At 70.9% G+C, this 13,037-nt stretch carries 15 protein-coding genes; 10 read left to right on the top strand and 5 right to left on the bottom strand.

The features are described 5' to 3' along the window. Positions 1–647: 647 nt before the first annotated feature. Positions 648–1,262: a sigma-70 family RNA polymerase sigma factor gene (locus tag AB0G50_RS11855; RefSeq protein ID WP_360105727.1), complete on the bottom strand. Its 615-nt coding sequence runs from the start codon at positions 1,260–1,262 to the stop codon at positions 648–650. Between the two features lie 172 nt (positions 1,263–1,434). On the opposite strand from AB0G50_RS11855, the gene AB0G50_RS11850 reads away from it, so the two are divergent. Further along, positions 1,435–2,169 (top strand): TetR/AcrR family transcriptional regulator, encoded by a 735-nt coding sequence (locus AB0G50_RS11850; RefSeq protein WP_360105724.1) that lies wholly within the window; start codon positions 1,435–1,437, stop codon positions 2,167–2,169. A gap of 153 nt (positions 2,170–2,322) precedes the next feature. Then, positions 2,323–2,661 (top strand): hypothetical protein, encoded by a 339-nt coding sequence (locus tag AB0G50_RS11845; protein ID WP_360105721.1) that lies wholly within the window; start codon positions 2,323–2,325, stop codon positions 2,659–2,661. Between the two features lie 80 nt (positions 2,662–2,741). Here AB0G50_RS11845 and AB0G50_RS11840 read toward each other — a convergent pair whose 3' ends face one another. After that, positions 2,742–2,975: a hypothetical protein gene (locus AB0G50_RS11840; RefSeq protein WP_360105719.1), complete on the bottom strand. Its 234-nt coding sequence runs from the start codon at positions 2,973–2,975 to the stop codon at positions 2,742–2,744. Between the two features lie 182 nt (positions 2,976–3,157). On the opposite strand from AB0G50_RS11840, the gene AB0G50_RS11835 reads away from it, so the two are divergent. Further along, entirely contained in the window at positions 3,158–4,003 is an 846-nt protein-coding gene (locus AB0G50_RS11835; protein ID WP_360105716.1) for a DUF5753 domain-containing protein, read from the top strand. Positions 4,004–4,014: 11 nt separating this feature from the next. After that, positions 4,015–4,212 (top strand): DUF397 domain-containing protein, encoded by a 198-nt coding sequence (locus AB0G50_RS11830; protein ID WP_360105713.1) that lies wholly within the window; start codon positions 4,015–4,017, stop codon positions 4,210–4,212. A 49-nt stretch (positions 4,213–4,261) separates the two neighbouring features. Here AB0G50_RS11830 and AB0G50_RS11825 read toward each other — a convergent pair whose 3' ends face one another. Continuing rightward, a complete protein-coding gene (locus AB0G50_RS11825) occupies positions 4,262–5,272 on the bottom strand; it encodes a chitinase (protein ID WP_360105736.1) in 1,011 nt (336 codons plus the stop codon). Between the two features lie 228 nt (positions 5,273–5,500). Between AB0G50_RS11825 and AB0G50_RS11820 the strand changes: the two genes are divergently transcribed. After that, complete coding sequence (locus AB0G50_RS11820) at positions 5,501–6,328, top strand: ankyrin repeat domain-containing protein (RefSeq protein ID WP_360105710.1); 828 nt, start codon at positions 5,501–5,503, stop codon at positions 6,326–6,328. On the opposite strand, the gene AB0G50_RS11815 is transcribed toward AB0G50_RS11820, so the two are convergent. Together AB0G50_RS11815 and AB0G50_RS11810 are read right to left on the bottom strand one after the other, a co-directional pair. After that, the gene (locus tag AB0G50_RS11815) at positions 6,302–7,735 is read right to left on the bottom strand and encodes a PQQ-binding-like beta-propeller repeat protein (RefSeq protein ID WP_360105707.1); all 1,434 of its coding nucleotides are present in this window, start codon (positions 7,733–7,735) and stop codon (positions 6,302–6,304) included. The two genes, AB0G50_RS11820 and AB0G50_RS11815, sit on opposite strands and share 27 nt — an antisense overlap. Positions 7,736–8,026: 291 nt before the next feature. Continuing rightward, the gene (locus AB0G50_RS11810) at positions 8,027–8,350 is read right to left on the bottom strand and encodes a hypothetical protein (protein ID WP_360105705.1); all 324 of its coding nucleotides are present in this window, start codon (positions 8,348–8,350) and stop codon (positions 8,027–8,029) included. A gap of 248 nt (positions 8,351–8,598) precedes the next feature. Between AB0G50_RS11810 and AB0G50_RS11805 the strand changes: the two genes are divergently transcribed. From AB0G50_RS11805 to AB0G50_RS11785, 5 genes are read left to right on the top strand one after another with little or no spacing between them, the layout of a single operon-like run. Then, the gene (locus AB0G50_RS11805) at positions 8,599–9,084 is read left to right on the top strand and encodes a toxin-antitoxin system HicB family antitoxin (protein WP_360105702.1); all 486 of its coding nucleotides are present in this window, start codon (positions 8,599–8,601) and stop codon (positions 9,082–9,084) included. A gap of 42 nt (positions 9,085–9,126) precedes the next feature. Then, the gene (locus AB0G50_RS11800) at positions 9,127–9,984 is read left to right on the top strand and encodes a DUF4097 family beta strand repeat-containing protein (protein ID WP_360105699.1); all 858 of its coding nucleotides are present in this window, start codon (positions 9,127–9,129) and stop codon (positions 9,982–9,984) included. After that, positions 9,981–10,913, top strand: coding sequence for an ATP-binding cassette domain-containing protein (locus AB0G50_RS11795; RefSeq protein ID WP_360105696.1), 933 nt, complete (start codon positions 9,981–9,983; stop codon positions 10,911–10,913). The genes AB0G50_RS11800 and AB0G50_RS11795 overlap by 4 nt, the downstream gene beginning before the upstream one ends. Beyond that, on the top strand, positions 10,910–11,677 hold the full coding sequence (locus AB0G50_RS11790; protein WP_360105693.1) for an ABC transporter permease: 768 nt from the start codon (positions 10,910–10,912) through the stop codon (positions 11,675–11,677). The genes AB0G50_RS11795 and AB0G50_RS11790 overlap by 4 nt, the downstream gene beginning before the upstream one ends. 58 nt (positions 11,678–11,735) lie before the next feature. Beyond that, positions 11,736–13,001 carry a hemolysin family protein gene (locus AB0G50_RS11785; protein ID WP_360105690.1) on the top strand — a complete coding sequence of 422 codons (1,266 nt, stop codon included), beginning with the start codon at positions 11,736–11,738 and terminating at the stop codon, positions 12,999–13,001. The last annotated feature ends 36 nt before the right edge of the window (positions 13,002–13,037 follow it).

Below are 13,037 nucleotides of genomic sequence, written 5' to 3'. Positions count from 1 at the left end.
CCCCGTTTTTGCCCACGCGCCCGGGCGGGCCCACCCCCGCCCCCCCCGGCCCGGCCGCGGGCCCCCGGGCGGCACACCCCTCGGCCGGCCGGGCGACCCGCTCCACCCGTCCACCGGAGGGCGTCGAACGTTGCGGCCGGTCGTACGAAGGGGTAAGCGGAAGTATCCTGTAGGGTACGACCGCACTGCCGACGGTTGGGATTGTGGTGAGGACGGGTATTACCCGTCCTGACTCGGGAGGGCGGCCTGCCCCGAATGGACAGTTCTCGCGACAAAGCGGATCGTGAATTCCTGGAGCGATTGCGGCGAGTGATCGGAACGCCAGCCGAAGACCTGGACGCGGTCACGTTCCGTGCTGTTCGCGACCAGTTGAGCACGTCCGACGACCCGGTGGGTCCGGACCGCAGCGACGGCTCCGCCGGTTGAGGCCGGTCGAGCGACGCCCTGGTGCGAAGCCCTGGTACGACGCCTCGACATGCCGCCTCGGCACACCGCACCGACCCCACGCCGACCCCACGCCGGCCGCGGTCGGCCGCCCCGGGTCGCGAGGCCGAGGCTACCGTTGAGTATTCGACCGGCAAAAAAGAGCCGCAGCGGCTGAGTCCACTGCGGTCGGCAATCCGCTGCGCCGGGAATTGCCGTTCCTCCTACCCCTCTTCGCCCAGCAACTCCCGCAGCCGGTTGATTATCCGCCGTCTGGTCGGACCGATCGATCCGCGCGCGATGCCCAATGCGCCGCTGATCGCGTCGTAACTCGCCGGCGGATCGGTCATCAGCATTCCGAGCAGCGCCTGGTGCTCGTCGGGCAGCATCCGGATCGCGGTGAGGATCCGGTCGCGCTCGGCGTCGGCGAGCAGGGCCCGCTCGGGGGTCTCGTCGCTGCGCACGTCCACCGAGATCGGCTCGCCGACCGGGACGTGCTTCGAGGACTTCATCAGGTGCCGCAAGGCTTCACGGCGCGCCGCGGTGACGATCCAGGCGCTGACCCGGTCCGGCTCGCGCAACGTGTCGATGTGCTCGACCACCCGCAGCCAGGTGAGCTGGCAGACGTCCTCGACGTCGGCCGGCGACAACCCGAAGCTGCGTGCGACCGTCCACACGAGCGGGTTGAACATCCTGATCAGCTGCTGCCACGCGCTCGCGCTGCCCGCACGGCAGCAGGAGACGATCGAGGCCGCGTCCGTCCTGGCCGTCGGGTGCAACACCACAGAGCACGGGCCACCCGCCTCGGGTAACTCGTAGGAGTTCGCAGAACTGGACAAGACCACCTCCGCCACCTCTGATTTGGGCGAAACCCTAGCAGGCTCCGTGTCACGCGAGCTACAGACGTTCCTTCTTGTTACAGTGTGTCGCAGTACGGTGTTCCGAACCGCGGATGCGACAATGCGTCGCAATTGCGGTGGCTGGGTGGGGTCGGGAACCGGGAGGAAGATCATGGTCGGGAGCGGGGCCGCAATCGGTCAGGTGCCGTGGCGCGAACGCGTCCGGCTGACGGTCACGAGGGACATCGTGCTCGCCGCGCGCCGCCGGGTCGCGCTGGACGGCATCGAGGGCTTGACCATCCGGGCCGTGTCACGGGATCTCGGCATGAGCAGCCCGGCGATGTACCGGTACTTCCGGAGCCTGGAGGACCTCACCGACGCGATCGTGCTCGACGTGCTGGACGAGATGACGACGGTGCTCGGCGCCGAGGTCGACCGGGCCTCCGGCGAGGACACCTCCCGGCAGATCGTGCTGGCGAGCCGCGCGCTGCGCACGTGGGCGCTGGACCACACCTTCGAGTTCCAGCTGACCATGGTGACCCCGCCGACCGCCGAGGTCGGCAAACCGCGGCTGAGCGACGCCCGCTATGCCTTCGGCAAGGTCTTCGCCGCCCTGTTCGTGCGCTTCCTCGGCGAACGCGGCGAGGAGCCGCTCCCGGAGGACTCGGCGGCCCTGCTCCCGGAGACCATCGCCGAGTTCCGCCGCCGCATCGAGCTGCCGGTGCCGGACTCCACCATCGCCCTGTTCCTGCGTTGCTGGGTGCGCCTGTACGGGGTGATCTGCATGGAGGTCATGGGCCAGCTGCGGTTCCTGGGCGACCACGCGGGCGAGCTGTTCGAGGCCGAGCTGAAGTCGTTGGCCGACCTGCTGGGCATGCCGAAGGCCGCGCTGGACGGCCGGGTCTGACCGTCCCCGGGTCACTCTTCGTCCACTGTGGACGACCGATCGAGTCGGCCGACGCGACCGTCGGGTGAACATCGCGTGTCGGCACGGATTCCGGAGTACACCGGCGTCGGTGGTCGGACCTCCCGGCCACCGTCACGACGACGGGAGAACTCCGTGCACCGCTACCTCCAGCTCACCGGACGCGTCCTGGTGGGCTCGGCCCTCGCCGCCGGACTCGCGCTGGCCTGTACCGGAGCGGCCGAAGCCGCGCCGCGCGCCGGACTGCTCAAGTACGTGACCGGCCCGACCTCCGACGCCGGCAAGAGCTCCATCGCGAAGTGTCCCGCCGGCACCTCCGTGGTCAACGGCGGCTACTCCGTCACCGCGACGCACGACCCCAACGGCGCGCAGGACATCGTCGTGGTCAACCGCCCCGTGCAGAACGGCACGGCCTGGGAGGTCAAGATGAAGCGCGGCCGCGCCATCGCCTACGCGATCTGCCTCACCGACTGACCAGTCCCCCCACGCGGGATTCGACGGGCACGGGTGCGCACGCCTCGCACCGTGCCCGTCGCCGCGTTTCCGGCCCGCCCTCAGCCCCGCAGGACGACGTCCTCCGCCCCGATCCCGTTCTGCCGCACCAGGTCGCGCGCCGCGGTCAGCTTGCCCAGGAACCGCTCGATCGCCGCGAAGGTGAAGACGAGGTCCAGCTGCCCCGAGCCGAGGTTCACCTCCACCTCCTCGGCGGAACCGGTGATCTTGATCGGGGTGTCCCCGCTGATCTTGTAGTACGACGACGCCGAGATCCCGTGCACGTAGGTCTCCATCGCTGACTGCCTTTCGCTGGCCTGTATGGTGTGCAGTCCCAACGGATGTTGGGAGAGCGCTACAGGGGAGTGTAGGCACTTCAATGAAGTGCGTCGCGTCCCTAAAGAGTGAACTTTTCATCGAGTCACTGATACTCAGGGTGGGTGTAGATAGCTATGTGTGACGGGACGGGCCGCGCGTCATGACCGAAGACGACTTCGATCCGTGGATCGCGCGGTTGCAGTGGGGCGAGCAGGCGAGGCAGTTCCGGGAAGCGGCCGGCATCGAGTTCGGTGAAGCCGACGATCTCCTTCGGGAGAAGGGTTTCTACGAGACCAAACTGTCCAAACTGGAGAACGGCCACCTGGGGCCGAAGGTCTCGGACGTCGACGCGATGATCGCCCTCTACCGACCGACGGCCGAGGCCGCCGAGCAGTTCAGGGAGTTGGCCTCCGACGCCAGACGCCGCGCGCTGCCCGGGCCGACGCCGAGCGCGCGGGCGAGGCAGTACCTCTCGCTCGAACGCCACGCCGTCGAGATCCGCATGGTGTACAACGAGATTCCCGGCCTGCTGCAAACCCACGAGTACGCCCAGGCCCTGCTGTCGACCTCACCGGGGGTCGTGGCGTCGAGGGTGTACGCGCTCGCCGAGGAACGCGCCGAGCGCGGCCGACGCGTCATCCATCCGGGTGGCGCGGAGGTGTGGGTGGCGGTCGGTGAGGACGGGCTCCGCAGGTCCAACGGCGGGCGGGGCACGCTGCGGCGCCAACTCGAACACCTGGGCCACGTCGCCGCGATGCCGAACGTGTCCTTCCGGGTGATCGAGCAGTCGGCGGGCAACGTCGCGGGCCTGGCTGTGCCGTTCACCTTGCTGCACACGGCGGAGGGCAAGCCCATCGCCTTCCTGGCCACCGCCACGCGCAGCGACTACGTCCGGGCGACCTCGCCCTTCATGAACACGTTCCTGGACGCCTGGGAACGCGCCGCGACGGAGAGGAAATCGGCGACGATACTCGAGGAAAGGATCGCCGACCTCACCGACAACTAGGAGTGGTACCCATGTCGATCGCGGACACCACCTCGAACGGCCCGCGGTGGCGGAAGAGCAGTTACACCAGCGCCGGTGACCCGCAGTGCGTCGAACTGGCCTGCGTGAAGGACCTTCGCGCGGTGCGGGACAGCAAGTGGCCGGGTGGTGGGACGTTGTCGTTCTCCGCCGACGCGTTCCGCGCGTTCCTGGCGGATCTGCGGAGGTGACGACCCGGTGGCGGGGAGGGGTCAGGCCCTCCCCGCCACCGGTCGTGCGCTACCTACCCTGCAACGACTTCACGTTGTCGCCGAAGGTCCAGCCCTTCGAGCCGTCCCAGTTGATGGACCACGTCATCAGGCCCTTGAGCTGGCCGTTGTACGGGCGCACCGCCTGGGAGACCAGCGACGGCGACATGTAGCCGCCACCCGCGCCCGGCTGGGCGGGCAGACCGGGGACCTGCTTGTCGTAGGGCACCTTGATGGTGGTGCCCTGGATGACCAGGCCCTTGTTGAGGCAGTCGGTCTGCTTGGTGAAGCCCTGCACGGTGCCCGCCTGGTACGAGTCGCCCGAACAGCCGTACATGGAACCGTTGTAGTACTGCATGTTCAGCCACCACAGGCGGCCGTTGTCCGCGTACTTCTTGATGATCGGCAGGTACGCGCCCCAGATCGAGCCGTACACCACGCTTCCGCCGGTCACGTACGCGGTCTCCGGTGCCATCGTCAGGCCGAAGCCCGCCGGCATCTGGGCCAGCACGCCGTCGATGATCTTGATCAGGTTGGTCTGCGACGGCGACAGCGAGGTGATGCTGTTGCTGCCGACCAGACCGGTCTCCACGTCGATGTCGATACCGTCGAAGTTGTACTTCTTCAGGATCGGCACGATGGTGGAGACGAACTTGTCCGCCACCGACGCCGAGTTCAGGTCGACACCCGCCGCCGCGCCGCCGATCGACATCAGGATCGTCGCGCCGTCCGCCTTGGCCTGGCACATCTCGGCCGGCTTGGCGACCTTGACGTCGACGTCCATGCCGTCCTCCCACAGCACCGTGCCGTCGGAGCGGATGACCGGGAACGCCGCGTTGATCACGTTGTAGCCGTGCTGCTTGATCCGGCTGTCCGTGATCGGGATCCAGCCGAGCGGCGGGTGGACGCCGTTCTTGGCGCCGTCCCAGTTCTCCCAGTAGCCCTGCGTGACCTTGCCCGCGGGGCGGGGTTTCGTCGCGCACGTCTCGTCGGCCGCGTTCGCCTGCGAGACCGGAGCGACGAACACGACCGTCAGACACACGGCGAGCAGCCGTGCCAGCACACCCTTCACATCGACTCCCTCGTCGATAACACAGGGAGGGCTCGGGAACTGCGTTTCAGGGCAGCGCCCGAACCCCGTGGGTCCTTGCACGCTGGCCCCCAACGGTCATACCGCCGGCTGCGCCCGCCAGGATGTGATCCATCGGTTTCCCATGTAAGCAGTGCGTCAACGTCGGGACAACCCGACGATCGGCGGAAGGAGCACCCGGTGTCCGACGCGGCGGACGAGTTCTACCACCAGTGCGAGTCGTCGAACCTCGACCGTTTGGAGCAGTTGTACCGGCCGGGTTTCGAGACGATGGTGAACCACAAGCTGGACTTCGAGGACGCGGCCGGGTTGCGGTGGTTCCTCGACAAGGGCGTGGACGTGGACGAATGCCACTGCCTGCACCACGCCGTCGGGCGCGGCCGGAGCACCCGGGTGCTCACGATGCTGATCGAGGCGGGCGCGGACGTGAACCGGCCGTGGGACCGGTGGGACGTCGGCCGGCGTCCGCTGGCCCTGGCCGCGCGCTGCGGCCATCTGGCAGCGTACGAACTCCTGCTGCGGCACGGGGCGCAGGCCGAGCTGGACCCGGTGGACGAGGCGGTGCTGGCGGTCGCGCGCGGCACGTCGTCCGTTCTGCCCACCGCGCCGCCGCCGCTGCTCGGTCTGCCCGAGGGCGACGACTACGGCTGGATCCTCGGTCAGTTCGCCGGACTCGGGCGCACCGACGTCGTGCACACGCTGTTGGGCGCGGGCCTGGCCGTGGACACGCCGGGGTGGAGCGGGTTCACGCCGTTGCACCAGGCCGCGATGAACGGGCGCGCGGACACCGTGCGGCTGCTGATGGACCACGGCGCGGACTGGGAGCGCGAGGCCTGGGAGGACGGTGCGACGCCGTTGGACTGCGTGGTGTGGGGGTTCCGGAACAACCGCACCGACGACGGCGACTACGCGGCGTCGGCCGAGGTGCTGCTCTCGGCCGACGCGCCGTTCAACCACGGTGACTCGGAGTTGGACGAGGTGCTAGCCGCCGAACCCGGTCACCGGTGAGCGGTTGTCCTCGTAGTCCTGGTGCGTGATGACGAACGCGCCCGGCGCGGCGGCCACCAGCAGGTCGCCCTTGGCGGATTGCGTGCGCGGCGCCTCCACGGTGGCCTTCCCCTTGTCCGACACGATGGTGACGGCGGGGGAGACGTCCTCGTAGCAGGCCTCGCCGGTGCCGGTCGCGGTGGCGATGACCAGGCGGCTCTGCGGGCACGCGGAGGTCGGCCGGTCCGACTCGGCGTCGGTGTCGGCGTGCAGCAGGCGCCCGGTGGCGGTGTCGAACTCGCCGGAGGTCACCTTGCCGGCCGGGTTGTCGACCTGGAAGTGCAGCCGGACCGTGCGACCGTCGACCCGGTCGGAGACGAGGATGGGCGACCCGTGGTTCTTCGACCCGCTCGCCACCTCGTGCCGCCAGCGCTCCCGGCCGGTCTTCTCGTCCAGGCCGGCCAGGGCCGTGCGGTCGTCGCAGACGATCGGGACCAGCACCACCTCGCGGGCCGGAGCGCGCAGCGTGTAGGGCGACTCGCAGCCCTCCGGCGCGTGCCACCGCCACCGCTCGTCGCCGGTCTCCAGGTCGTAGCCGACGAAGGTGTAGTCCTCCCGGCCTTCGCGGAAGGCCCACGTGGTGAAGCCGGGTTCGATCTCACCGGAGTCGGCCAGGGTGTCGCGGATGATCTTCTCGAACCGGGGGCGGCCGGTGTCGCCGTCGAGCGCGACGACGAGCTTCATGCGGGTGTCGTGCCGCCAGCCGAAGGACACCAGCACCACGCGGCCGTCGGGCGAGGACTTGACCACGCCGACGGACGCGCCGGGCCGCGCGTACCGCCATCTCTGGGTGCCGTTCTTCCCGTCGAGCCCGACCACCGCGCCGTCCCAGGTGGCGACGGCGACCCCGTGCGCGGTCGGCACGATCTCGGCGACCCCGTCGTCGGGCGGCGTCCAGGTCCACTTGACGTTCTTCGGCAGGTCGGGCGTGGGTTCGGCGGGTTCGGTGTAGGGCGCGCCGACGTCGGACCGGACCTGGACCAGGTTCGGTTCGGTGACGGCGAGGACGCCCAGTGCCAGCACCACGACGCCGGCGGCGACGCCTGCCGGCCACTCGCTGATCCTGGCCGGCGCGAACGTGCCGACGAGGAGGCCGACGAGCCCGACGCCGAGCAGCACGGTGCGCGGCCCGGAGACCCCGCTGGACAGGTCGTAGGCGACGAACGCCCCGACCCCGCCGACGACGAGGAGGGTGACGACGACCGGCACCGCCCGCGGCCGCACCCGCACCAGGGCGCCCGCGACGAGGACGGCGAGCGCGAGCCCGATGACCGGGAGGTCGAGCTCGTCGGGGCGACTGACCCCGCCGGACAGGAAGGGAGCCACCAGCGCGCAGAGCACGCCGGCCAGGGCTGGGGATCGCTGCACGGTGGTGGGACGCACGGGAGCGGGTTGGGGTTTCCTTGGCACGGAAGGGAATTCGCGGTCCCACAAGGTGAGGATTCGTTACGTACAGCGAAATCCACCACCCGCGGACCCCGAAGCCGACTGCGCCGAATGGCCGCCCCGCCCCGCCCCGCCGCGCCCGCCTCGCCGCGACCGCGTGCCCGCTGTTCGCGTCTCGCCCGCGTTCGCCCCGGCGGGGCGTCGGTCGGTCGAATCGTTCCGCCGCAAGGTGAACAGCCGCCGGCAGCGGCGCGGCGATCGGCGGCGTGGAGATCAGCGGCGGTGGGTGGGGTGGTCCGGGGTGCGGAGGACTCGGCCGTGGTGGTCGCGGCCGGCGGTGGCGGCCGTGACGGCTTGGGGGTGGGAGCCGAAGACCAGGTTTCCGTCGGCGTCCAGGATTGCCGCCCGGGCGCCCAGGCGTACCGAGAGCGTGGCCACGCGGTGGGCGTCCACGGTCGCCACGCGCGCGGACCAAGTGGTGATCGGGAGCGGGCCTGTGTCGTCCACGTGTGCGGTCACGAGGTCGGCGGCGAAGCCCGATTCGTCCAGCGCGGTGAGGAAGTCCTGGTCGGTCGAGCCCGGTGCGCCGGGCGCCACGCCCAGCCACCACATCAGGCGGCGTCCGGGAGGTGGTGGGGGAGGAGGGGCATGGGAACTCCCGTTCCGAGGCGGCGGCGTCGGCACGAAGTGTCGTGAAATCGGCTCGCGTCCGGCGGTGGGCGAACGCGAACTTCGGGTGAACATCGCCTACCGAGGCACCGCCCCGGTGCCAGGCTGGCACCACGTGGCACAACTTGGTGCCACAACGTCTTGCCCTGGCACCAGCGAGGTGCCATAGTGATGCCATGGACCTGACGCCCTACGTCGACAACCTCCGCCACGAGCTGGCGCTCGCCGCCGAAGCGGGCGGGGAGGAGGCGAGGGCGTTGGCCGAGCGGCTCACCGCCACGTTGGAGTCCTCGGTGCGGCTGACGCTGTTCGAGGCGCTGTCCGCCGCCGCCGACGAGATCACCCGCGACCTGGCGCCCGGTTCGGTGGACGTGCGACTGCGCGGCCGCGACCTGGCCTTCGTCGTGGACACCCCGGCTCAGCCCGAAGCACCCGCCGAGCCCGAACCCGAGCCCGTCGACGTGGAGGACGGCGCCGCCACCGCGCGGATCAACCTGCGGCTGTCCGACGCGCTCAAGGCGCGCGTCGAGGAGGCCGCCGCGGGCGAACGCCTGTCCGCCAACGCCTGGATCGTGCGCGCCACGGCCGCCGCGCTGGCCCGTGCGGAACGGCCCGCGGGCCAACGCACGGGCGGCAAGCGGTTCACCGGCTGGGTTCGCTGACCAGCACAAACGCCTGAAGCACCTCATCACAGGGGGACACCCATGCCCATTTTCGACACACCCGAACCGATCTCCGCCACGCTGGAACTGGTGGTCGGCGACGTCCGGATCATCGCCACCGACCGCGTCGACACCGAGGTGGACGTCCGACCGGCCAACCCCGCCCGGCAGGCCGACGTGACCGCCGCCGAGCAGACCCGCGTCGAGTTCGCGCACGGCGCGCTGCTCGTCCGCACCCCGAAGCAGCTGAGCTTCTTCACCCGCCCCGGCACCGTGGACGTCGTCGTGGCACTGCCCGCCGGCTCCGCGGTGCGCGGCTCGTCGTCGCTCGGCGACATCCGCACCGAGGGCAGGCTCGGCGAGTGCCGGTTCAAGACCGCGTCCGGCCACCTCGACCTCGACCACACCGGCGCGCTGACCGTCGGCACGGCCAACGGCCACGTCAAGGTCGACTTCGCCGAGGGCGACACCTCGATCGACACCGGCTCGGGCGACATCACCGTCGGCCGGATCGCGGGCGACGCGGTGATCAAGAACGGCAACGGGGACACGCTCGTCCGCGAGATCTCCGGGGTGCTGCGGGTCAGCACGGCCAACGGCGACATCGCGGTGGACCGCGCGCACACCGACGTGACGGCCAAAACCGCCAACGGCGATGTGCGGGTGGCGGAGGTGGCCCGAGGCTCGGTGCAGCTCCAGACCGCCGTCGGCGACCTGGAGGTCGGCATCCGCCGCGGCTCGGCCGCCTACCTGGACGCCACGTCCGTCACGGGCCGGGTGCGCAACGGGCTCGGCGACGCGTCCGGTCCCGCCGCGAACGACGAGACCGTCGAGGTCCGCGCCCGCACCGTCTCCGGCGACGTCGTCGTGCGCCGGTCCTGGCTCGAGGAGACCCGATGACCGACTACGCGATCACCGCCCGCGGGCTCACCAAGTCCTACGGCGACCACGTGGTGCTCGACGGGATCGACCTGTCCGTGCCGCGCGGCACCGTCTTCTCGCTGCTCGGCCCGAACGGCGCCGGCAAGACCACCACCGTGCAGATCCTGTCCACGCTCATCGGGGCGAACGGCGGCGCGCTGCGGGTCGCGGGCCACGACCCGGTGACCGACCCGCAGGCGGTGCGCGCCGCGATCGGCGTCACCGGCCAGTTCTCGGCGGTGGACGACCTGCTCACCGGCACCGAGAACCTGCGCCTGATGGCCGACCTGCGGCACCTCGACCGGGCCGCGGGCAGACGCCGGGCGGCCGAGCTGGTCGAGCGGTTCGACCTCGGCGCGGTGGCGGAGAAGACCGCCGCCACCTACTCGGGCGGCCTGCGCCGCCGGCTCGACCTCGCGATGAGCCTGGTCGGCGACCCCGAGGTGATCTTCCTGGACGAGCCGACCACCGGGTTGGACCCGCGCAGCAGGCGCGGGCTGTGGCAGATCATCCGCGACCTGGTCGCGGGCGGCGTGACGATCTTCCTCACCACCCAGTACCTGGAGGAGGCCGACGAACTGGCCGACCGGATCGCGGTCCTCGACGGCGGCAGGCTGGTCGCCGAGGGCACCGCCGAGGAGTTGAAGCGGCTGGTGCCCGGCGGGCACGTGGAACTGCGGTTCGCCGACGGCCACACCCTCGACCTGGCCGCGAAAACCCTCGGCGACACCGGCCGCGACGAGGAGTCGCTGACCCTGCGGGTGCCCGCCGACGGCGGCGTGCAGTCGCTCAAGTCCCTGCTCGACCGGCTGGAGGCGGCGGCCGTGCCGGTCGCGAGCCTGGCCGTCCGCACGCCCGACCTCGACGACGTGTTCCTCGCCCTGACCGACCAGGAGGCCCGGCGATGAGCGCCCTCGCCCTCGCGTTCCGCGACTCGTCCACCATGCTCCGGCGCGACCTGCTGCACTCGGTGCGCAACCCGGTCACGCTGTTCACCGCGCTCGCGTTCCCGATCATCATGCTGCTGCTGTTCGTCTACGTGCTGGGCGGCGCGTTCGCGGTCGGCACCGACTACCTCACCTACGCGGTGCCCGGCATCCTCGTGCTCGGGGTGTGCAACGGCGTCGGCGCGACCGCGGTCAACGTGGCCAACGACCTCAACCAGGGCATCGTGAACCGGTTCCGCACCATGGCGATCGCCCGGGTGTCGGTGCTGACCGGGCACGTGGTCGGCAGCTTCCTGCGCACCATGGTGTGCTCGGTGCTGGTGCTCGGGCTGACGCTGCTGATGGGTTTCCGGCCGACCGCGACGCCCGTCGAGTGGCTCGCCGCCACCGGGTTGCTCGCCCTGCTGGTGTTCGCGGTGACCTGGCTGACCGTGGCGCTGGGCCTGGTGTCGAAGTCCGTCGACGGCGCGAGCTTCGCGGCGTTCCCGCTGACCTTCGCGCCGTTCATCTCCAGCGCGTTCGCCCCGGCCGAGACGATGCCCGCCGGGGTGCGGGTGTTCGCCGACCACCAGCCGTTCACGCCGGTGATCGAGACGCTGCGCGGACTGCTCACCGGCACCCCGATCGGCAACGCCTGGTGGATCTCCCTGCTCTGGTGCGTCGGCATCGCCCTGGCCGGGTACCTGTGGGCACGGGCCCGGTTCCGCCGCGACCCGTCGCGCTGACCGGCCGGTACGCCGCCCGGCCGGCATGATCGGCTGACACCGGAGTGGATGGGGTGGCGTGGACGGCTACGGGTTCGATCTGGCGCTCGTCGCGGTGCTGGTGCTGTTCAACGCGTTGTTCGCGGGCAGCGAGATGGCGTTGATCAGCCTGCGCGAAGGGCAGTTGCGGGCGCTGGAGCGCGAAGAGGGGCGCGGCGCGGCGACGCTGGTGAAACTCGCCCGCGACCCGAACCGGTTCCTCGCCACCATCCAGATCGGCATCACCCTGGCGGGTTTCCTCGCCTCCGCGACCGCGGCCGTCTCGCTGGCCGCGCCGCTGGTGCCGCTGCTGTCGTTCCTCGACGGCGCGGCGGACGCGGTCGCGGTGGCCCTGGTGACGATCGTGCTGACGTTCGTCACGCTGGTGTTCGGCGAACTGGCGCCCAAGCGGTTGGCGATGCAGTACGCGCTGCGCTGGGCGTTGCTGGTGGCCCGGCCGCTGGACGTGCTGTCGGCGGTGTCGCGGCCGGTGGTGTGGGCGCTGAGCGCGTCGACCAACCTCGTGGTGCGGGTGTTCGGCGGCAACCCGGAGGCCGACGAGGAGCAGTTGAGCCCGGAGGAGTTGCGCGACCTGGTGGAGGGCCAGCGGCAGCTCAACCCGGAGCAGCGGACGATCATCACCGGCGCGCTGGAGATCCACGAGCGCCGGCTGCGCGAGGTCCTGGTGCCCCGCCGCGCGGTGTTCACCCTGGACGAGACCGACTCCGTGCCGCTGGCCAGGTCCGCGCTGGCGGCGTCGGGGCACTCGCGGGCGCCGGTGGTGCGGTCCGGGCACCTGGACGACGTGATCGGCGTGGTGCACCTGCGCGACCTGCTGGACGACTCGCGGACGCTGGTCGCGGCGGCCCGGGACGCGCTGGTGCTGCCGGACTCGGTGCGGGTGGCCGACGCGCTCAAGCGGTTCAAGGCCGAGCACGAGCAGTTCGGCCTGGTGGTGGACGAGCACGGCGCGGTCGAGGGCATCGTCACGCTGGAGGACCTGCTGGAGGAGGTCGTCGGCGAGATCTACGACGAGACCGACCGGGACATCATGAACGTCCGCACCGACCCGGACGGCTCGATGGTGCTGCCCGGCACGTTCCCGGTGCACGACCTGGTCGACCTGGGCGTGGAACTGCCGGAGGCGCCGGACGGCCAGTACACGACCGTCGCCGGGCTCGTGCTGGTGGAGCTGGGTCGCATCCCGGAGGCGCCGGGCGACGAGATCGAGGTGTCCGGCTGGACGATCCGGGTGCTGTCCGTGGCCCACCACGCGATCACCTCGGTGCGGTTGCGGAAGGTCTGACCGGAACGGCCCCTCATCCCGGGCGCGGTGGCGGTG

The sequence above is a fragment of the Actinosynnema sp. NPDC020468 genome, from assembly GCF_040642015.1.
In the GTDB taxonomy this organism is placed as follows: domain Bacteria; phylum Actinomycetota; class Actinomycetes; order Mycobacteriales; family Pseudonocardiaceae; genus Actinosynnema.
This window is presented reverse-complemented; position numbering and strand designations above follow the sequence as displayed.